This window comes from Pseudomonas sp. MPR-R2A5 (assembly GCF_058793055.1).
This window is the reverse complement of record NZ_JBXAFK010000024.1, coordinates 35,638-54,365: the sequence shown is the minus strand read 5'-3', so window position 1 is coordinate 54,365 and position 18,728 is coordinate 35,638. Positions and strand designations below refer to the sequence as shown.

Below are 18,728 nucleotides of genomic sequence, written 5' to 3'. Positions count from 1 at the left end.
ATATCACCGCGCGTCGGCATCGCCACCGATCAGCATGAATAAACGGAACAGCACCACACTGGTAAACAATTGCAGGAAGCTATGGGCACTGTCGATCAGCAGGCCCAGCAACGGCGCGGGCTCGGGATACGCCGCCACGCTGGCGCCCTTGAGCAGCCACAGTGGCGTCATGACGCACAGCAGGCACACCAGGATTCGCCAGAAATGCCCACGGGTCAGGCGGAAACTTTCCTTCATCGCCTCCAGCGCCGACATACCGCGCAGCACCAGCAGGTACTCGGCAAACGCCAGCACCACCATCAGCCACAGGCCCGGCAGGAAATACAGTGACAGCCCGAGCAAGATCAGCAGGGTGCTCATCGCCGTCAGCAAGGCGAAGCGCGGCCACAGGGTCAGGGCCATGGCCCATACATCCTTGGTGCGCGGCGACTCGCCACGGGTGCGGGCGTCGAGGAACAGGATCAGCGCGCCGGTGTAGAGCGGGTACACCAGTAACCCCACCACCACGCTATAGCCGGGGAAGGCATCCGGGCCGAGCGTGTGGTCGAGTACCTGTTGCAACAGGGCTTCGAGGATCACCAACGGCAGGCACAGTTGGACGATGGCACCCAGGTTGCGCTGGGTAAAACGGAAAGAGTCGCGCAGTACGTCTAACGGATTCATCAGAGTCATCACAGGCCGAAAAAAAGCAGGGGCACACTTTAACCGATAGGTGCCGTAGGCAAGCAAACGTAAACCTTGAGTAAAGATCATTGAAACAACTGGTAACACCCCCATAACTGACATACACCGGCCCGATCATAGGCCGGCCCCTGTTTTTTACCGGCAATCTAACGAGGTCGCCATGAATAGCGAAGAGCAAACCCTGATCGATGGACTGTTTTCACGGTTGCAGCAAGCCGAAACGGACTCAGCCCCCCGCGACGCCCAGGCCGAAGCGCGGATCAAGGAGCACATGACTCGCCAACCGGCCGCCGGGTATTACATGACCCAGTCGATCCTGGTACAGGAACACGCACTCAAGAGTCTCGACGAGCAGAACAAGCAGCAGGCACAGCAGATCCAGCAACTGCAGGATGAGTTGCAGCGCGCCAAGTCCCAGGCCGCGCAGCCGGCCCCGAGCAGCGGTGGCTTCCTGTCGAGCATCTTTGGCGGCGGTTCCCGGGATGCACAACCGGCCCCGAGCGCCCCGGCGTCTTCGGGCGGCGGCTGGCGTGAACCGGCACGGCCTTCGTTTGGCCAGCCTGCGCCACAACAGAACTACGGCGCACCGCAGCAGAACTATCAGCAGCCTCAACAGCCTGCCGCGCCGATTGGCAGTGGTTTTCTCGGTGGCGCGCTGAAAACCGCCGCAGGCGTGGCCGGTGGTGTGATGTTGGCCGAAGGGATCAGCAGCCTGTTCAACCACAACTCGCAACAGCCGCAAGTCGTGGAAGAAATTATCCGTGAGGAGCCGGCACCGGCCAGCGATAACAGCAACTGGGGCAACGATGACCAGAAGTTCGCCGGCAATGACAGCTGGGGCGGCGGCAACTCCGACAGCTTCGCCGACAACGATTATTCCGACGACGACTCCTCCTTCGGCGACGACGATTCCTTTGTCTGACGCAACCAGACCGGGGTGCTTGAACATCCCGGTCTGATTTTTCCCGGAAACTTTCCTGTGGCTGGCATACTGGCAACCTTTCCGGGCCTTTGGGTCCGGGGTCCAAGTGGCAGTCATGGGGAAGTGCGGTGAAGAAAATTGCAGTGTTCGCCGATGTACAAAACCTCTACTACACCGTGCGCCAGGCGTACGGCTGCCACTTCAACTACGCCGCCTTGTGGGCGGACATCAGCTCGCGCGGGCAGATTGTCGAGGCGTACGCCTATGCCATCGACCGTGGCGACAGCAAACAGCAGCAGTTCCAGCAGATCCTGCGCAACCTCGGCTTTACCGTAAAGCTCAAGCCGTATATCCAGCGTAGCGACGGCTCGGCCAAGGGCGACTGGGACGTGGGCATTACCATCGACATCATGGACGCCGCCGACCACGTCGACGAAATCGTACTGGCCTCCGGCGACGGTGATTTCGACATGCTGCTCGACCGCATTATCCACAAGCACGGCGTCGAAGCCGTGGCCTACGGCGTACCGGGGCTGACGGCCAACTCATTGATACGCGCCGCCAGCCGCTACGTGCCGATCGAAGGCGCGCTGCTGCTCAAATAAGCGCTGCGGCTCAATAAATGAATAGTTAGACGGAGTTGGAACAGGTTTGGAACGTATAGCGGTCATCGACTTTGAAACCACTGGCATCACCCCGAGCAGCCACTGCCGGGCCACGGAAATCGCGGTGGTTATCCTCGAGCGCGGGCAGATCGTGGACCGCTACCAGAGCCTGATGAACGCCGGCGTCAGAGTGCCGGGCTTTATCGAACAACTGACCGGCATCAGCAACGCCATGCTGCGCAGTGCCCCGCCGGCCGAGCGGGTGATGAACGAAGTCAACGAGTTCGTCGGTACCACGCCGCTGATGGCGCACAACGCTGCGTTCGACCAGAAGTTCTGGGACTTCGAACTCGGCCTGATCCGCCGCACCCGCCTGCAAAAATTCGCCTGCTCCCTGCTGCTGGCCCGCCGCCTGATGCCGTCTGCGCCCAACCACAAGCTCGGCACCCTCAACGCCTACGCCCAACTGCCCCACACCGGCCAGGCTCACCGAGCGCTGGCGGATGCGGAAATGGCCGCCAACCTCACGGCGCACCTGGCCCAGGAACTGCGGCGCACCCATGGCTTGCGCGAACTGTCCCACGACCTGCTGTGCACCCTGCAGAAAGTGCCGGCGGCGAAGATCAATGAGCATTTGAAGAAGCATCGCGGGTTTTGAGCCAGCCACAACTCCAAGAACACCGAAGTTCCAAGTGTGGGAGGGGGCTTGCCCCCGATGCAGCGGGTCAGCCGGTACATCTGGTGACTGACACTCCGCTATCGGGAGCAAGCCCCCTCCCACAGTTGACCGAGTAGCCCGTACTGCATGCGGTCTATTGTGGGAGCTGGCTTGCCTGCGATGGCGTCGGCAGGGCCTGCCTGCAAGTCAGGGAATAAATGCCATTACCGATGCGGGTGATCCCGAACCGCCTTCCAGCCCTAGTACCCCTATCACTAACGTGGCGCCCTTGTCCGGAAGCCGGTCGAGGTGGGTCAGGCATTCGAGCACAATCCCATTTCCGGCCAATACCGCATGGTTTGTCGCGAAGGCGGTGCTTTGCCCTGGATCAACCCCGTGGGTATCAATGCCAACCCCGGCAATCTGGCGCTGTTCGAGTAAGAACCGAATCGCCGCTTCACCAATCCCAGGGAAGTGTGAGCCTTGCGCGTCCTGTCCAAAAAACGCTATCGGATCGTTCCAGAGGTGTTGCCAGCCGGTGTACATCAGCACCACCGAGCCAGGTTCGATAAGACCGTGTTGACGTTCCCACGCTTCAATATCCTGTGGGCTGATTTCGTAATCTGGATTGCTCCGGGTTTTACCGTGCACATCGATCACTACCGCGGGCCGCACCAAGTCTTCGGGTTGATAACCATCAATTCCCATCCCGCCGGCATAAAAACTGTTCGGCGCATTCATATGGGTGGCGCTATGTTCGCCCAGGCTGAAACGCCTCAGGAAATAGCCGTCCTTATCCAGCGACGCGACGTCTTCAAACACCACGGGGGGATCGCCCGGCCACAGCGGAATACGCCGGCTGATCGGGTGGCTGAGGCTGACGACCTGGCTATGTTTAACCACCGTTTTTGCCCTCCAACTGCGCCAGCGGCACTCGCCGCTCTATCGCGCTCGACAAAATAATCGAGGTCTTGCTGAACCCGAACTTCGCTATCCGGTTGATCAGGTTCTCCAGCTCCGGCATCGACCCCACCGCCGCTTGCATGATCACGCACGGATCGCCCGTGACGCGGTGGCACTCGGTCAGTTCGGGAATTTCCGCCAGGGCGTCGTAAACCTTCTGGCTGCCATGGTTGGTCAGCCGCAGTTCGATCACACACTGAATCGGCAAACCCACTTTGGACAGGTCTACCTTGGCCTGATAACCGGTGATCACGCCGCTGGCCTCAAGCTTGGCCACGCGTTCGGCCACGGCGGGGGCGGAGAGGTTTACTGTGCGGGCCAGTTGCGCGTAAGAGGCACGGCCGTCTTCGAGCAGGGCGCTGAGGAGCATGCGGTCATATTTGTCCATGAAAAGGCTCCAACGCCAGGTGGCTTTCGAAAGCATGGTTTATAGCCCTCATAACCATGCTTTGAAAAGTGTATGGGCGGTTTAAACAGGTTTTGTAACTTATGTTTAAGCACATGCCTTTTTAGAATAAGCATCTCTTATATCTGCCTTCGAGCCGCCCAATGCCTGGCCCACGTCGCTTTTCCTTACCGTTGATCGCCGCCTTTTTTGCGCTGTATGTGATTTGGGGGTCTACCTACCTGGTGATTCGCATCGGCGTGGACTACTGGCCGCCATTGTTGCTGGCGGGGATTCGGTTCTGCACGGCGGGTGCGCTGATGTATGGCTACCTCAGATGGCGCGGGGTGCCAGCGCCGACATGGCCACAATGGAAGGCCGCCGGGATGATCGGCATTTTGCTGCTCACCTTCGGTAATGGCGGCGTCACGTTGGCCGAACACGCGGGCGTGTCGTCCGGGGTGGCTGCCCTGGCGGTGGCGACCGTGCCGCTGTTCACCTTGCTGTGCGGGTATTTCTGGGGCGCGCGCAATACGCGGCTGGAATGGGCCGGGGTGATCCTGGGGATTGTCGGCATCGCCATGCTCAACATGGGCAGCACCCTGCAATCGAGCCCGGTGGGCGCCGCCTTGTTGCTGTTCGCGGCGGCATCGTGGGCATTCGGGTCGGTGTGGAGTCGGCAGTTGTCGCTGCCCCAGGGCGCCATGGCCAGTGCTGCGGAAATGCTGGTGGCGGGCGTGACCCTGTTGATCGGCAGCGCGCTTTCCGGTGAGCACCTGCAGGCCATGCCGCCACTGGAGGGTTGGCTGGCGTTGGCCTACCTGACGGTGTTCGGCTCGATCATCGCCTTCAACGCCTATATGTACCTGCTCAAGCACGTCCGCCCGGCTGCGGCGACCAGCTATGCCTATGTGAACCCAGCGGTGGCGGTGTTGTTGGGGATTGTGTTCGTCGGCGAGACCATCGGCCTGGAAGAAGCCTTGGCGATGTTGGTGATCATCAGTGCCGTGCTATTGATCAGCCTGCCCCAGTGGCGCAAGCCCAAGCCGGAAATAAGGTAAACTGCCGCGCATTACGCCCTTGCGCTGAATTTTTCCTACGGTAACTACATGACTTTCGCCACCCTTGGCCTGATCGAACCCTTGCTGCGCGCCCTTGAGACGCTTGGCTACCAGACCCCGACGCCGGTGCAGGCGCAAGCGATTCCGGCGGTGCTGGCTGGCCGCGACCTGATGGCGGCGGCCCAGACCGGCACCGGCAAGACTGCCGGTTTCGCCGTGCCGCTGTTGCAACTGCTGACCATGGAAGGACCGAAAGTCGCCGCTAACTCGGTGCGCGCGCTGATCCTGTGCCCGACCCGCGAACTGGCCGAGCAGGTTCACGCCAGCGTTGCCGAATACGCCCAGAACCTGCCGCTCACCACCTACGCGGTGTACGGCGGCGTGAGCATCAACCCGCAGATGATGAAGCTGCGCAAGGGGGTCGACGTGCTGGTCGCCACCCCTGGCCGGCTGATCGACCTGTTCCGCCAGAACGCGCTGAAACTCAATCAGCTGCAAACCCTGGTGCTGGATGAGGCCGACCGTATGCTCGACCTGGGCTTCTCCGAAGAACTGGCGAACATCTACCGCATGCTGCCGAAAAAGCGTCAGACCCTGCTGTTCTCCGCGACCTTCTCCGATGACATCCGCCTGCTCGCCGAGCAGATGCTCAACGACCCGCTGAGCATCGAAGTCAGCCCGCGCAACGTGGCCGCCAACACCGTCAAGCAATGGGTGGTGCCGGTGGACAAGAAGCGCAAGGCGGAGTTGTTTGTGCACCTGATGCGCAAGGGCCGCTGGAAGCAGGTGCTGGTATTCGCCAAGACCCGTAACGGCGTGGATGCGCTGGTGGATAAGTTGCAGGGCCTGGGCATCAATGCCGATGGCATCCACGGCGACAAGCCGCAGGCCACGCGCCAACGTGCGCTGGATCGTTTCAAATCGAGCGATGTGCAGATCCTGGTGGCCACCGACGTGGCGGCCCGCGGCCTGGACATTGAAGACCTGCCGCTGGTGGTCAACTTTGACCTGCCGATCGTGGCCGAGGACTACATCCACCGTATCGGCCGTACCGGTCGCGCGGGCAACACCGGCGAGGCGATTTCCCTGGTGTGCGCCGATGAAGTGAACATGCTGTCGGCCATCGAGATGCTGACCCGCCAGACGTTGACCCGCAAGATGGAGCCGGATTTCGAACCGGAACACCGCGTGCCCGACACCGATGCCAGCGGCCAGGTGGTGAAGAAACCGAAAAAACCGAAGAAGCCCAAGGCGTCAGGTGGTGGCGGTGGTAAGCGCAACCTGGGCAAGTGGGTGGACAGTGGCGAAGTGGCGCCGTCGGAGCCTTCGATCAAGCCGGTGCGTAAGGTGCCGGTGTTTAATACTGGGCCGCGTAAGAAAAAGTGATTTTGCGGTGCGGCTGATGGCCTCATCGGGGGCAAGCCCTAATGCCGTTCAATTAAGGCTTTTTTGTAGGAGCGAGCTTGCTCGCGAAGAACTCACAGGCGCCGCGTTCACTCAGGAAACACGCGTTATCGTTGACGTTTTTCGCGAGCAAGCTCGCTCCTACAGAAGGCGATGTACGCTTAACTGAACGGCATTAGGGCAAGCCCCCTCCCACATTTTGATTTGTGAATACATTCAAACCGTGGGAGGGGGCTTGCCCCCGATGGCGGCTTTGAATTCACCACGAATATCAGCGGTTGAGCCACTCCAACATCCCCCGCCCAGCCGCCCTGCCACTGGCAAAACACCCCGTCAGCAAATACCCGCCGGTCGGCGCTTCCCAGTCCAGCATCTCCCCCGCACAAAACACCCCTGGCAATTGCTTGAGCATCAACCGCTCATCCAACGCTTCAAACGGCACACCACCGGCCGTGCTGATGGCTTCATCCATCGGCCGTGTCTTCACCAAGGTCAGCGGCAGCGCCTTGATAGCCGCCGCCAACTGCGCCGGATCATTGAAGTGTTCGGCGGGTGCCAACTCGCGCAACAACGCCGCCTTGACCCCATCCAACCCCAACTGACTGTGCAAGTGCTTGCTCATCGAGCGCGAACCACGTGGCTTGGCCAACGCGGCATGGACCTTGTCCAACGGCTTGCTGGGCAGCAAATCGATATGCACCGTGGCCGAACCCTTCCGGTTGATCGCCTCACGAATCGGCGCCGACAGCGCGTAGATCAAGCTGCCCTCGATACCGCTGGCGGTGACCACGCATTCGCCGAGGCGGGGTTTGTCATCGCCCAGGCCGATGGCGACATTTTTCAACGGTGCGCCGGCGAATTTGCTGACCATCAATGGGCTCCAGGCCGACACCTCAAAGCCGCAGTTGCTCGGTTGCAACCTGGCGCAGGGCACGCCTTTATCTTCCAGCAATTTGAGCCAGGCGCCGTCAGAGCCCAAGCGCGACCAGCTGCCGCCGCCCAGCGCCAGCAACACGGCAGCACTGTGGATGGTTTTTTCGCCGTCCGGGCTGTGGATAAGTAAATCCCCCTGCGCATTCCAGCCCTGCCAACGATGCCGGGTGTGGATAACCACACCTTGGTCGCGCAGGCGCTTGAGCCAGGCACGCAGCAGCGGGGCGGCTTTCATGTCGGTGGGGAATACGCGGCCGGAGGTACCGACAAACGTCTCGATGCCCAGGCCATGAATCCATTCGCGCAGTGCTTCAGCGCCAAATGCCCGCAATAACGGCGCCAGGTGGGGGGCCCGTTCGGCATAGCGCGAGAGGAAAGCCGGGTAGGCTTCGGAATGGGTGATGTTCATGCCGCCCACGCCCGCCAGCAGGAATTTGCGCCCCACCGACGGCATGCCGTCGTACAGGTCGACCCGCACCCCTGCCTGGCTCAAGACTTCAGCGGCCATCAGCCCGGCGGGGCCGCCGCCGATGATGGTGACGTGTTGAGGAGAGGTCTGAGGCATGGGCAGGGCTACGGTCGCTTGAATAGGCCGAGCATTCTACCCGACGACAGCGTGGCTGCCTGATCAAAAAACGTACACTTTCCTACAGGCCATGCGGCTACTCGCTTTCAGCCCCTTACGCTCAAGTTATCCACAGCCCGTTCCACAGGCATTGTGGGTAACGCCCAGGGTTCAATGACAACCTGATGACGTCCACACCCGTTGCGCGCTGTGGTGCAGGATGCCATGACGGCGCGCCAGGGCTGGGCGATCCTTGCTGTAGCCGCCGCCGATCACTCCCATCACCGGGATGTCGCGACCCAGGCAGTGGCGCATCACGCTTTCATCGCGGGCGGCGACGCCTTCGTCGGTCAGCTTGAGGTAACCGAGGGCGTCGTCCTTGTGTACATCGACGCCGGCGTCGTATAGCACCAGGTCCGGCTGGTACAACGGCAAAAGGTAGTTCAGCGCATCGTCCACCACCTTGAGGTACTCGGCATCGCCCATGCCCATGGGCAGCGGGATATCCCAGTCGCTCTGGGCCTTGCGGGCCGGGAAGTTCTTCTCGCAGTGCAGCGACACGGTGATTGCGTCCGGCGTGTCGTGGAGGATGCGCGCGGTGCCGTCGCCCTGGTGCACGTCGCAGTCGAAGATCAGCACGCGGTTGACCCGCCCGCTGGCCAGCAGGTAATGGCTGATCACCGCCAGGTCGTTGAAGATGCAAAAGCCGGCCGGATAATCATAATGGGCGTGATGGGTACCCCCCGCCAGGTGGCAGGCCAGGCCGTGTTCCAGCGCCTGTTCTGCCGCGAGTATCGAGCCGCCGACCGCGCGCACGGTACGCCGGGCCAGCGCTTCGCTCCAGGGCAGGCCGAGTCGCCGTTGGTCTTCTCGGGACAACTTGCCGCTCATGTAGCGTTCGATATACCCAGGTTCATGGGCCAGGCCCAGAATCTCTGGCGGGCACAGTTGCGGGCGCAGCAACTGGCGGTCTTCGGTCAGGCCGCTGGCCACCAGGTGGTCGCGTAACAGGCGGAACTTGTCCATGGGAAAGCGGTGATCCGCGGGGAACTCAGGGCTGTAGTCATCGTGGTAGATCAATGGCAAAGGCATGGGATTTTCTGACGGGAACCTGCGAGGGATCTTAACAGCGCTGTACACTCACGCACATGGCAAGGGGAGGGGACCGGTGGAGCCGATACTGGAATTGGAAAGCGCGCGCCTGGTGCTGCGCCAATGGCGTGACAGCGACCTGCCGGCGTTTGCGCAAATGTGCGCCGACCCGCAGGTGATGCGCTATTTTCCCGGCCTGCTGGACCGCCTGGAAAGCGCCGCGCTGATCGGCCGGATTCGTGGGCATTTCGCTGAATACGGCTTTGGCCTGTGGGCCTTGCAGCGCAAGGACAGTGGCGAATTCATCGGCCTGACCGGGTTGCAGAATGTCAGTTTCGAAGCCGGTTTTACCCCCACCGTGGAAATCGGCTGGCGCCTGGCCCGCGAGCATTGGGGCCTGGGCTACGCCAGTGAAGCGGCCTGGACGGCGCTGCGCTGTGGTTTCGACCGCTTGCAGCTGGATGAAATCGTCGCGTTCACCACCGAAGCCAATCTGCCATCACAAAAAGTCATGCAGGCCATCGGGATGCATTACGATCCCCAGGCGGATTTCGAACACCCCAAGGTCGCAGCCGATAACACGCTGCGCCATCATGTTTTGTACCGCATCACCCGCGCCCAATGGTTGGACACGCTGCACGGATAAGCAGCCCGGAATGCCCAATAGACCCCCTGTAGGCGCGAGCTTGCTCGCGAAGAACCCAAGAGCGCTGCGGTAGACCGGAAGCGCGGCGTTATCGTTAACCACCTTCGCGAGCAAGCTTGCGCCTACAGGTAGATACCGTTTTGCTCTGAGGAGAGTTTGAATGAGCCAAGTATTGGAAGATCTGGTGGACTTGCTGACCCTGGAACCGATCGAGGAAAACCTCTTTCGCGGCCGCAGCCAGGACCTGGGTTTTCGCCAACTGTTCGGTGGCCAGGTGCTCGGCCAGTCGCTGTCGGCCGCCAGCCAGACCGTAGAAGAAGCGCGCCACGTGCATTCCCTGCACGGTTATTTCCTGCGCCCTGGCGACGCGGCCTTGCCGGTGGTGTATTCGGTGGACCGCGTGCGTGATGGCGGCAGTTTCAGCACGCGTCGGGTCACGGCGATCCAGAAGGGCCACCCGATTTTCACCTGCAGCGCTTCGTTCCAGTACGACGAAGAAGGCTTCGAGCACCAGACCACCATGCCGGTGGTGGTCGGCCCGGAGAACTTGCCGTCGGAGCTGGAGCTGACCAAGCAGCGTGCGCACCTGATCCCGGAACACATGCGCGAAAAGTTGTTGTGCCCCAAACCGATCGAAGTGCGCCCGGTGACCGAAAAAGACCCGTTCAACCCGCAGCCGTCGGACCCGGTCAAGTACGTGTGGTTCCGCGCCGACGGGGCACTCGCCGACGCGCCGGCGCTGCATAAATACCTGCTGGCCTACGCGTCGGACTTCGGCCTGCTGACCACCTCGCTGCTGCCCCATGGCAAGACGGTGTGGCAGAAAGACATGCAGGTCGCCAGCCTTGACCATGCGCTGTGGTTCCACGCCGACCTGCGCGCCGATGACTGGTTGCTCTACGCCATGGACAGCCCATGGGCCGGCAACTCCCGTGGTTTCTCCCGGGGCAGTGTGTACAACCGCGCCGGGCAACTGGTGGCGTCGGTGACCCAGGAAGGCCTGATTCGCCACCGCAAGGACTGGGCATGAGCCTGGCCGACGTTAAGCATTGGGTGTTCGACATGGACGGCACCCTCACGGTGGCCGTGCATGACTTTGCGGCTATTCGCGTGGCCCTGGAGATTCCACCCGAGGATGACATCCTCACCCACCTCGCCGCTTTGCCGGCGGACATCGCCGCGGCCAAACATGCCTGGTTGCTGGAACATGAGCGCGAGCTGGCGCTGGGTTCCGTCGCGGCGGACGGTGCGGTGGAGCTGGTGCGCGAGCTGGCCGGGCGGGGTTATCGCCTGGGGATCCTGACCCGCAATGCGCGGGAGTTGGCGCATATCACCCTGGAGGCTATTGGCCTGGCGGACTGCTTTGCGGTCGAGGATGTGCTGGGACGTGACGATGCGCCGCCCAAGCCGGATCCGGGTGGGTTATTGAAATTGGCGGCGGCGTGGGATGTATCGCCGAGCGAGATGGTGATGGTCGGGGATTACCGCTTCGACCTCGACTGCGGCCGAGCGGCGGGGACCCGAACGGTGTTGGTCAACCTGCTGGAGAACCCGTGGCCCGCGTTGGCGGATTGGCATGCGCAGGATTGTGCGGCATTGCGCCGGATGATCTAGCCCAAGCGACGAATATCAAATGTGGGAGGGGCGGTGCGACGATTCGACTTGCCCCCGATAGCGGTGGATTAGTTACAGATGCTGAGACTGACACACTGCTATCGGGGGCAAGCCCCCTCCCACATGTTGGGCCGATTTCTTCAGTAATTACTGGGCAAACAGTACTTTCTGGCCTTCTGGCGAAGTAAACATCCCATCCCCGTCATGCCCAACCCCCGGCACTTCCACCAGCGTCTGGCTCAACTGCGGATGGCGTTGCTTGAGGTAGTCAAAATAGTTGTGCCCACGAATCAGCCGATACGCGCCCTGGGTCTCGGCTTCGCAGCTTTTATCCAGTGCCGGGTGGTTCGGGTCGGTGTCCTGCTGGCCTAACAGGTAGGTAATGTCGCGTGACACGTAGGCCCGCTCAAGCTGCTCGACGCCTTGGCCTTCAGCATAGGCGGGCAGGTGTTGCATGCCGTATTTCCAGTCGTTGAATCCAGGGCAGTCGGCCACGTTGAATTTCACCGGGCGTTGCGGGCTGAAGTAGGCGTAGGACGACGGGTTAGCCACCACATACCGCAGGCGGATGCCTTCGGTGTGCAGGGCCGGGTGGTCGTGGCCGGTGAGGGCGAAGCGCTGCACCACCTGGCCTCCGCCGGAATGGCCGGCTACCACGATCTCTTTGAGCGCCGGGAACAGTGTGCGGTTGCCCAGGTGCTTGATGATCTGGTCCAGGGCGCCGAAGGAGCTGACAGCGCCCGGCCCCACCGAGGGCTCGCCAGCCATCCAGTCGTTGCCCCTCCAGCGCAGGACCTGATTGTCCAGATGGTTGCGTTTTACGTCTGAATCATTGAGAAACTGCGGCGCGATCACCAGCGTCGTGGCTCCAACCCCGGCGTGTTCAGCGGCGTCTTCGCCACTTTGCAGGTAGGTCTGCGCATTGCGCAGCCGACCATGCACGATGATCAGGGCTCGGGTGACCTGGGGCAGGGGGCTGGCCCAGTCCTGGCTCAGGCCCAGGCTGAGGTCGCCGGCCGGCAGGTGAAAACGATCGGGACTGACCACCTTGACGCCATGCTCTTTCTCGGCCGCCCAAGTGGTGGTGGAGCATGTCAGCCATACGCCCAGCAGCAATCCCAATCGGTTATTCATCTAAAGACTCTTGGCCGTAAACGTGTCGCATTGAGTGATCTGGCCCTGGGCAAAGCCGGTCTTGAACCAGCGAACCCGCTGTGCCGAGGTGCCGTGGGTAAACGAGTCCGGCACCACGCGCCCTTGACCCTGTTGCTGCAAACGGTCATCGCCGATGGCGTTGGCCGCATTCAATGCTTCTTCAATATCGCCGGGCTCCAACCAGTTCAGGCGCTTTTGCGCACGGTTGGCCCATACCCCGGCAAAGCAGTCGGCTTGCAGTTCCTGGCGAACCAGCAGGCCACCGTCGCCTTGCATCTGTCGGCCTTGCTGGCGTGCAGCCTGGATCTTCGCCGAGATGCCGAGCAAGGTCTGCACGTGGTGCCCGACTTCATGGGCAATCACATAGGCCTGGGCGAAATCACCCGCGGCCTGGAAGCGTTGCGACATCTCCCGGAAGAAGTCGAGGTCGAGGTACACCTGCTGGTCGGCCGGGCAATAGAACGGGCCGCTGGCCGAGGTCGCCCCACCGCAGGCGGAATTGACCCGGCCACGGAACAGAATCAATTTCGGGTTCTTGTAGGCCAGGCCGTTTTCCTGGAACACCTGGCCCCAGGTGTCTTCGGTATCGCCCAGTACGGCCCTTACAAAATCGGCTTGCTCGTCATTGGCCGGTGGCGCCTGGCGCGACTGTGTACTCACCGAGGGGGCCTGGTCCATTTGGCCGGTCAACTGGCCAAGGATCTGCAGCGGGTCCTGGCCGGTCAGCCAACCGATGCCGACGATCAGCACAATCGCCGTGAGGCTCAGGCCCTTGCCGCCGCCAAAACGCATGCCCCCACCACCGCCGCCGCCACTGTCGTCGCGGGCGTCCACCACGTTGTCGCTGCGTCGGCCTTTTTTCCATAGCATGGGAGCAATCCTCTTGATAAACCTGCTGTAGGCGCGAGCTTGCTCGCGAAAAACGCACAAACACCGCGTTTAACCAGATTGCCCGCGTTATCGTTAACGAATTTCGCGAGCAAGCTCGCTCCTACACTAATTTAGTGTCTGATTATGGTCGGTATTAACGGCAATAGCCTTCGCCGGTGGCGACGATCAGGCAGTCATTTTTATCCGCCAGCCATTTCAGCCCGGTCGCTTCGCCATTTCCGGCGCGCAGCAGTTGTGGGCCGTCCGGGCGGGTGAAGGCAATACCGCCGTCGGCCGCTTCCCCTTTAAAGGTGCCGGAGTCGCCAGCGTCAAGGCCGTATTGCATGGTTAGAACGTAGTGGCCTCGGCCGATGCTGTCGTCTTTGGCGATGGTCAGGTTCAAGCCTTCCACCCCGATCCACTTGCCGACCCACTGGTCAGTGGGCGGGGTTTGCGGCACCAGGGTGGCCTGCACGGAGGCCGGGGCAGGTTTGGGGGCGTCCTTGGCTTCCTGGTTGCAAGCGGCGAGCAGCGCAACGGCGCAGAGAAGAAAGAGGGTTTTTTTCATGACGGCAGGGCCTTGGTTAAAAAGTGTGCAACGCGGGAGCGAGCGTGCAGGGTTGGACTCGATTCCCGTGATTTAGTGCGCTGTTCGCACGTTGTTTGGTTATGCTCTTGGGGCAGACTCCCGCCCGGCTGCTAGATTACCGGGTTGAGCGCCACTTCGTTCAGTGCTCAGCGTTCCGCTCGCCAAGCCAGAGAATTCAATGACTGTCAGTACCCCGCTTTCCGGCGTCAACCATCCCTTCAAAGGCATCCTGCTGATTGTGCTGGCGACGTTTCTGTTCTCCAGCCATGACGCCCTGTCCAAATACCTGGCCGGGTTCTACCCGATCGTGATGGTGGTGTGGGCGCGCTACCTGGTGCACACCTTGCTGATGGCCGGGATTTTCCTGCCGCAATCGGGGCTACGCGTGCTGCGCAGTAAACGCCCGGGGATGCAGGTCGTCAGGGCCTTGTGCCTGCTGGGCACCAGCCTGTTTTTCACCTCGGCGCTGCATTTCATCCCATTGGCCGAAGCCACGGCCGTGAACTTCCTCGCGCCGATCCTGGTGACCGCGCTCTCGGTGCCGCTGCTGGGTGAACACGTGACCCGCGGCCAATGGCTGGCGGTGGTCTGCGGGTTTGTCGGCGTGCTGGTGATCATCCACCCCGGCGGTGAGTTGTTCACGCCTGCGGTGCTGCTGCCGTTGTGCTCGGCGCTGTTCTTCTGTTTCTACCAACTGCTGACGCGCATTCTCAGCCAATACGACACGCCGACCACCAGCAACTTCTTCGCCGGGCTGTGCAATACCTTGGTGATGAGTGCGATGGTGCCGTTCTTCTGGCAGGTGCCGAGCCTGTGGCACGGCGCGTTGATGCTGGCACTGGGTACCTGCGGGATGACTGCACACTTGATGCTGACCCAGGCGTTCCGCTTTGCGGCACCGGCCTTGCTGGCGCCGTTCGGCTATTGCCAGATCGTCTTCGCGGGGTTGTTGGGGTGGCTGGTGTTCAACCATACCCCCGATATGACCACGGTGGTCGGCATCGGGGTGATCTGCATGAGCGGGTTGGCCGCTGCCTGGCAGCAGCGGCGGCGTTGATTACACGGCGACGGTAGGAATCTTGCGCGGTGCCATGAAGTACATCCAGGTCAGCGCGATGAAGTACATCGCCGGGATCAGGGTGAACAACACGGTGTAGTTGTTGTTGGTCACAGTCAGGATGTGGCCGACGATCTGGGTCATGAACATACCGCCGATGGCCGCGCACATGCCGCCGAAACCGAACACCGTGCTCATCATGTGCTTGGGCGTGTAGTCCATCACCAGGCTCCAGATATTCGCGGTCCAGGCCTGGTGCGCGCCGATGGCCAGGGAGATGGCGAACACCGCGACCCACAGCTGGCTGGAACCGGCCGCCATGATCACGCCGACGATGCAGCAGGCAAACAGCAGCATCGACAGCAGCCGCGCCTTGATCGAGTTCATCCCACGGCCGATCAGGAACGACGACAGAATCCCGCCCCCTACGCTGCCGAAGTCGGCGGTCAGGTAGATGATGATCAGCGGAATGCCCATCTGGGTCACGTTGATGCCCAGGTTGTATTGCTGGTTCAAGAACGGCGGCAGCCAATACAAGTAGAACCAGAACACCGGCGCCGTCAGCGCGTAGGCGAGGGCGAAGGCCCAGGTGCCGCGCATGCGCAGGATACGGCTGAAGGGCACGCGGGGTTGTTCCGGTTCGACTTCCTGTTGCACGTAGTCCAATTCGGATTGCTTGACCGTTGGATGGTCTTCCGGGTTGAAGTACTTCAAGCCCCAGAACAGCAGCCAGATGGCGCCCAGTGCCGACATGCACAGGAACGCCGCCTGCCAGCCCCACACGTGCAGGATCAATGGCAGCAACATTGGCGTCATCATCGCGCCGACGTTGGTGCCGGCGTTGAAGATGCCGGTGGCTACTGCGCGTTCGCCGGCCGGGAACCACAGGCGGGTGGTCTTGACGCAGGCCGGGTAGTTGGCGGCTTCGGTCAGCCCGAGGATAAAGCGGCAGACCATAAAGCCCAGCGCCGAGGTGGCCAGGCCGTGGGCACCGGTGGCCAGGCTCCACAACAGTACCGCGCAGAAGAACACGCGCTTGACGCCTACGCGGTCGATCAGACGGCCTTGCAGCACAAAGCCAATCGCATAACCGACCTGGAACCAGAAGTTGATGTTGGCGTAGTCCATCGCCGTCCAGCTCATCTCTTTGGCCAGGATCGGTTGCATCACGCCGAGGGCGGCGCGGTCGATGTAGTTCAGGGTGGTGGCGAAGAACACCAGGGCCAGCATGCCCCAGCGGGTTTTACCGACGGCCAGTGCGCCGCGGATCTTATCGCCGATACCGGCGTGCGGGGTGGCCGGGCGCGCGGCCAGGACGGAGTTTTGCGAAGGCATGAGGGAGTACCCGTTTTTTTTGAAATTTTTATGGTGTGGTCTGGGTCTTGTTGCGTGATCGATGGTGCGCAGTGGCTAAAAAATCGTCAATTCGCCAACCACCATTGTGTTCGATAATCGCCCTAAAAACTAACCGGTTCGTACATTTCAATTGCTGTGAGCAGTTTAGCAGCCAATAATTTGCCCTAAATAAGACGAGCCTCAAATGCCGGGAGTCGCCCCATGCAACGCTCTATTGCCACTGTTTCCTTGAGCGGAACCCTGCCGGAAAAACTCGAAGCCATCGCGGCTGCCGGGTTTGATGGCGTTGAAATCTTCGAAAACGATCTGCTGTATTACGACGGCAGCCCGCGAGAAGTCAGGCAAATGTGTGCCGACCTGGGCATTGCCATCACCTTGTTTCAGCCGTTTCGTGACTTTGAAGGTTGCCGCCGTGACCGCCTGGCCCGCAACCTGGAGCGCGCCGAGCGTAAGTTTGACCTCATGCAGGAACTGGGCACCGACCTGGTGCTGGTGTGCAGCAATGCCTCGGCCGACTGCGTAGGCGATGAACGGATTCTGCTGGACGACCTGAGCCTTCTGGCCGAGCACGCCGGCCGCCGTGGCCTGCGTATCGGTTATGAAGCGCTGGCCTGGGGCAAGCACGTGAACACCTGGCAGCAGGTATGGAACCTGGTGCGTCAGGTCGATCATCCGAGTCTCGGCGTGCTGCTCGACAGTTTCCACACCTTGTCGCTCAAGGGCGACCCCAGCGGCATCGCCGAGATTCCCGGCGACAAGATCTTCTTTGTGCAAATGGCCGACGCGCCGATCCTGGCCATGGATGTGCTGGAGTGGAGCCGGCATTTTCGCTGCTTCCCCGGCCAGGGTGAATTCGACCTGGCGGGTTTTCTGGCACCGATCATCCAGAGCGGCTACACCGGGCCGCTGTCCCTGGAGATTTTCAACGACGGATTCCGCGCGGCACCGACCCGGGCGAATGCTGCCGATGGCCTGCGCTCGTTGCTGTACCTGGAGGAGAAAACCCGCCAGCGCCTGGCGCGGGAACAACCCGCCGCGCCGGTCGATATCTTGTTCGAAACCCCTGCCGCCAGCGAGTACGACGGTATCGAGTTCCTCGAATTTGCGGTGGATGAAAGCCTCGGCGCCAAGCTGACCCAATGGCTGGAGCGCCTGGGCTTCGTCAAGGCTGGCCAGCACCGCTCCAAGAGCGTCAGCCTGTTGCGCCAGGGCGATATCAACCTGATCCTCAATTGCGAACCCTATTCCTTTGCCCACAACTTCTTCGAGGCCCATGGCCCGTCGTTGTGCGCCACCGCGATTCGGGTCAAGGACAGCGCCAAGGCATTGCAGCGCGCGGTGGCCTACAAGGGGCAACCTTATCGCGGCCTGGTGGGCCCCAATGAGCTGGAACTGGCGGCTGTCCGTGCGCCGGACGGCAGCCTGATCTACCTGGTAGACCCCAGCGAAGGCGGGTTGTACGACACCGATTTCAACCTGCAACCGGTCAGCGCCTCCAGCGGTGGCCTGCTGCGTATCGACCACATGGCCATGGCTTTGCCCGCCGACAGCCTCGACAGCTGGGTGCTGTTCTACAAGAGCCTGCTGGATTTCGAAGCCGATGATGAAGTGGTGTTGCCCGACCCTTACGGCCTGGTGAAAAGCCGCGCGTTGCGCAGCCGCTGCAGCTCGATTCGCCTACCGCTCAATATCTCCGAGAATCGCAACACCGCCATTTCCCACGCACTGTCGAGCTATCGCGGCTCGGGTGTGCATCACATTGCCTTCGACTGCGCGGATATTTTCGCCGAGGTACGCCGCGCCAAGGAGGCGGGCGTGCCGTTGCTGGATATCCCGCTCAACTACTACGACGACCTGGCGGCGCGCTTCGACTTCGACGATGAGTTCCTCAGCGAGTTGGCGTACTACAACGTGCTGTATGACCGCGATGCCCAGGGCGGTGAGCTGTTTCATGTGTACACCGAGCCGTTCGAAGGGCGGTTCTTCTTCGAAATCATCCAGCGTAAGAACGGCTATGCCGGCTACGGTGCGGCCAACGTGGCGGTGCGCCTGGCGGCGATGGCCAAGTCGCGCAGCGGCGCGGTACGCCAGGCTCGGTTGTAACCGGTGGCCAGGTGCTTCCTTCGGGGAGCGCCTCGGCCCATAATCGCGGCCTGCACAATAAAACCG

19 protein-coding genes are annotated in these 18,728 nt (G+C 61.6%); 10 read left to right on the top strand and 9 right to left on the bottom strand.

The features are described from left to right. Positions 1–3: 3 nt before the first annotated feature. Complete coding sequence (locus AC1Q6I_RS18035; protein ID WP_024077546.1) at positions 4–663, bottom strand: YciC family protein; 660 nt, start codon at positions 661–663, stop codon at positions 4–6. 181 nt (positions 664–844) lie between these two features. On the opposite strand from AC1Q6I_RS18035, the gene AC1Q6I_RS18030 reads away from it, so the two are divergent. The 3 genes from AC1Q6I_RS18030 (at position 845) to AC1Q6I_RS18020 (ending at position 2,869) form a co-directional block, all read left to right on the top strand. Continuing rightward, positions 845–1,606, top strand: coding sequence for a DUF2076 domain-containing protein (locus AC1Q6I_RS18030; protein WP_024077545.1), 762 nt, complete (start codon positions 845–847; stop codon positions 1,604–1,606). Positions 1,607–1,734: 128 nt separating this feature from the next. Next, positions 1,735–2,211, top strand: a complete 477-nt coding sequence (locus AC1Q6I_RS18025) for an NYN domain-containing protein (protein WP_024077544.1) — start codon at positions 1,735–1,737, stop codon at positions 2,209–2,211. 46 nt (positions 2,212–2,257) lie between these two features. Continuing rightward, the gene (locus AC1Q6I_RS18020) at positions 2,258–2,869 is read left to right on the top strand and encodes a 3'-5' exonuclease (protein ID WP_024077543.1); all 612 of its coding nucleotides are present in this window, start codon (positions 2,258–2,260) and stop codon (positions 2,867–2,869) included. A 207-nt stretch (positions 2,870–3,076) separates the two neighbouring features. Here AC1Q6I_RS18020 and AC1Q6I_RS18015 read toward each other — a convergent pair whose 3' ends face one another. Both AC1Q6I_RS18015 and AC1Q6I_RS18010 read right to left on the bottom strand, forming a co-directional pair. Then, positions 3,077–3,772, bottom strand: a complete 696-nt coding sequence (locus AC1Q6I_RS18015) for a cyclase family protein (RefSeq protein ID WP_102624475.1) — start codon at positions 3,770–3,772, stop codon at positions 3,077–3,079. Beyond that, positions 3,765–4,220, bottom strand: a complete 456-nt coding sequence (locus tag AC1Q6I_RS18010; RefSeq protein ID WP_024077541.1) for an Lrp/AsnC family transcriptional regulator — start codon at positions 4,218–4,220, stop codon at positions 3,765–3,767. Before AC1Q6I_RS18010 ends, AC1Q6I_RS18015 begins: the two co-directional genes overlap by 8 nt. A gap of 161 nt (positions 4,221–4,381) precedes the next feature. Here AC1Q6I_RS18010 and yedA point away from each other — a divergent pair, with 161 nt between their 5' ends. Together yedA and rhlE1 are read left to right on the top strand one after the other, a co-directional pair. Then, positions 4,382–5,278 carry a drug/metabolite exporter YedA gene (gene yedA / locus AC1Q6I_RS18005; RefSeq protein ID WP_024077540.1) on the top strand — a complete coding sequence of 299 codons (897 nt, stop codon included), beginning with the start codon at positions 4,382–4,384 and terminating at the stop codon, positions 5,276–5,278. Positions 5,279–5,326: 48 nt separating this feature from the next. Further along, complete coding sequence (rhlE1, locus tag AC1Q6I_RS18000; RefSeq protein ID WP_102624476.1) at positions 5,327–6,664, top strand: RNA helicase RhlE1; 1,338 nt, start codon at positions 5,327–5,329, stop codon at positions 6,662–6,664. Positions 6,665–6,953: 289 nt separating this feature from the next. On the opposite strand, the gene AC1Q6I_RS17995 is transcribed toward rhlE1, so the two are convergent. Next, positions 6,954–8,180, bottom strand: a complete 1,227-nt coding sequence (locus tag AC1Q6I_RS17995; protein WP_102624477.1) for a TIGR03862 family flavoprotein — start codon at positions 8,178–8,180, stop codon at positions 6,954–6,956. Between the two features lie 171 nt (positions 8,181–8,351). Then, positions 8,352–9,272 (bottom strand): histone deacetylase family protein, encoded by a 921-nt coding sequence (locus tag AC1Q6I_RS17990; protein ID WP_024077537.1) that lies wholly within the window; start codon positions 9,270–9,272, stop codon positions 8,352–8,354. Positions 9,273–9,348: 76 nt separating this feature from the next. On the opposite strand from AC1Q6I_RS17990, the gene AC1Q6I_RS17985 reads away from it, so the two are divergent. From AC1Q6I_RS17985 to AC1Q6I_RS17975, 3 genes are all read left to right on the top strand, one after another. After that, the gene (locus tag AC1Q6I_RS17985) at positions 9,349–9,918 is read left to right on the top strand and encodes a GNAT family N-acetyltransferase (protein WP_102624478.1); all 570 of its coding nucleotides are present in this window, start codon (positions 9,349–9,351) and stop codon (positions 9,916–9,918) included. A gap of 160 nt (positions 9,919–10,078) precedes the next feature. Then, a complete protein-coding gene (gene tesB / locus AC1Q6I_RS17980; RefSeq protein WP_069077056.1) occupies positions 10,079–10,948 on the top strand; it encodes an acyl-CoA thioesterase II in 870 nt (289 codons plus the stop codon). Beyond that, positions 10,945–11,532 (top strand): HAD family hydrolase, encoded by a 588-nt coding sequence (locus AC1Q6I_RS17975; protein ID WP_069077057.1) that lies wholly within the window; start codon positions 10,945–10,947, stop codon positions 11,530–11,532. The genes tesB and AC1Q6I_RS17975 overlap by 4 nt, the downstream gene beginning before the upstream one ends. A gap of 147 nt (positions 11,533–11,679) precedes the next feature. On the opposite strand, the gene AC1Q6I_RS17970 is transcribed toward AC1Q6I_RS17975, so the two are convergent. The 3 genes from AC1Q6I_RS17970 to AC1Q6I_RS17960 form a co-directional block, all read right to left on the bottom strand. Next, complete coding sequence (locus tag AC1Q6I_RS17970; protein ID WP_024077533.1) at positions 11,680–12,666, bottom strand: hypothetical protein; 987 nt, start codon at positions 12,664–12,666, stop codon at positions 11,680–11,682. Beyond that, complete coding sequence (ypfJ, locus tag AC1Q6I_RS17965; RefSeq protein WP_102624479.1) at positions 12,667–13,557, bottom strand: KPN_02809 family neutral zinc metallopeptidase; 891 nt, start codon at positions 13,555–13,557, stop codon at positions 12,667–12,669. Positions 13,558–13,711: 154 nt separating this feature from the next. After that, a complete protein-coding gene (locus tag AC1Q6I_RS17960) occupies positions 13,712–14,125 on the bottom strand; it encodes a lipoprotein (RefSeq protein WP_102624481.1) in 414 nt (137 codons plus the stop codon). A gap of 199 nt (positions 14,126–14,324) precedes the next feature. Here AC1Q6I_RS17960 and AC1Q6I_RS17955 point away from each other — a divergent pair, with 199 nt between their 5' ends. Beyond that, positions 14,325–15,203: a DMT family transporter gene (locus AC1Q6I_RS17955; RefSeq protein ID WP_024077530.1), complete on the top strand. Its 879-nt coding sequence runs from the start codon at positions 14,325–14,327 to the stop codon at positions 15,201–15,203. Here the strand turns inward: AC1Q6I_RS17955 and AC1Q6I_RS17950 are convergent, their stop codons facing one another. Further along, on the bottom strand, positions 15,204–16,538 hold the full coding sequence (locus AC1Q6I_RS17950) for an MFS transporter (RefSeq protein WP_024077529.1): 1,335 nt from the start codon (positions 16,536–16,538) through the stop codon (positions 15,204–15,206). A gap of 222 nt (positions 16,539–16,760) precedes the next feature. Between AC1Q6I_RS17950 and quiC the strand changes: the two genes are divergently transcribed. Then, complete coding sequence (gene quiC / locus AC1Q6I_RS17945; protein ID WP_069077060.1) at positions 16,761–18,662, top strand: 3-dehydroshikimate dehydratase QuiC; 1,902 nt, start codon at positions 16,761–16,763, stop codon at positions 18,660–18,662. The last annotated feature ends 66 nt before the right edge of the window (positions 18,663–18,728 follow it).

Coding starts and splice junctions, on each gene's coding strand:
- AC1Q6I_RS18035 (WP_024077546.1), bottom strand. CDS start 663: ATGAATCCGTTAGACGTACTGCGCGACTCTTTCCGTTTTACCCAGCGC.
- AC1Q6I_RS18030 (WP_024077545.1), top strand. CDS start 845: ATGAATAGCGAAGAGCAAACCCTGATCGATGGACTGTTTTCACGGTTG.
- AC1Q6I_RS18010 (WP_024077541.1), bottom strand. CDS start 4,220: ATGGACAAATATGACCGCATGCTCCTCAGCGCCCTGCTCGAAGACGGC.
- yedA (WP_024077540.1), top strand. CDS start 4,382: ATGCCTGGCCCACGTCGCTTTTCCTTACCGTTGATCGCCGCCTTTTTT.
- rhlE1 (WP_102624476.1), top strand. CDS start 5,327: ATGACTTTCGCCACCCTTGGCCTGATCGAACCCTTGCTGCGCGCCCTT.
- AC1Q6I_RS17995 (WP_102624477.1), bottom strand. CDS start 8,180: ATGCCTCAGACCTCTCCTCAACACGTCACCATCATCGGCGGCGGCCCC.
- AC1Q6I_RS17990 (WP_024077537.1), bottom strand. CDS start 9,272: ATGCCTTTGCCATTGATCTACCACGATGACTACAGCCCTGAGTTCCCC.
- tesB (WP_069077056.1), top strand. CDS start 10,079: ATGAGCCAAGTATTGGAAGATCTGGTGGACTTGCTGACCCTGGAACCG.
- AC1Q6I_RS17975 (WP_069077057.1), top strand. CDS start 10,945: ATGAGCCTGGCCGACGTTAAGCATTGGGTGTTCGACATGGACGGCACC.
- AC1Q6I_RS17970 (WP_024077533.1), bottom strand. CDS start 12,666: ATGAATAACCGATTGGGATTGCTGCTGGGCGTATGGCTGACATGCTCC.
- ypfJ (WP_102624479.1), bottom strand. CDS start 13,557: ATGCTATGGAAAAAAGGCCGACGCAGCGACAACGTGGTGGACGCCCGC.
- AC1Q6I_RS17960 (WP_102624481.1), bottom strand. CDS start 14,125: ATGAAAAAAACCCTCTTTCTTCTCTGCGCCGTTGCGCTGCTCGCCGCT.
- AC1Q6I_RS17955 (WP_024077530.1), top strand. CDS start 14,325: ATGACTGTCAGTACCCCGCTTTCCGGCGTCAACCATCCCTTCAAAGGC.
- AC1Q6I_RS17950 (WP_024077529.1), bottom strand. CDS start 16,538: ATGCCTTCGCAAAACTCCGTCCTGGCCGCGCGCCCGGCCACCCCGCAC.
- quiC (WP_069077060.1), top strand. CDS start 16,761: ATGCAACGCTCTATTGCCACTGTTTCCTTGAGCGGAACCCTGCCGGAA.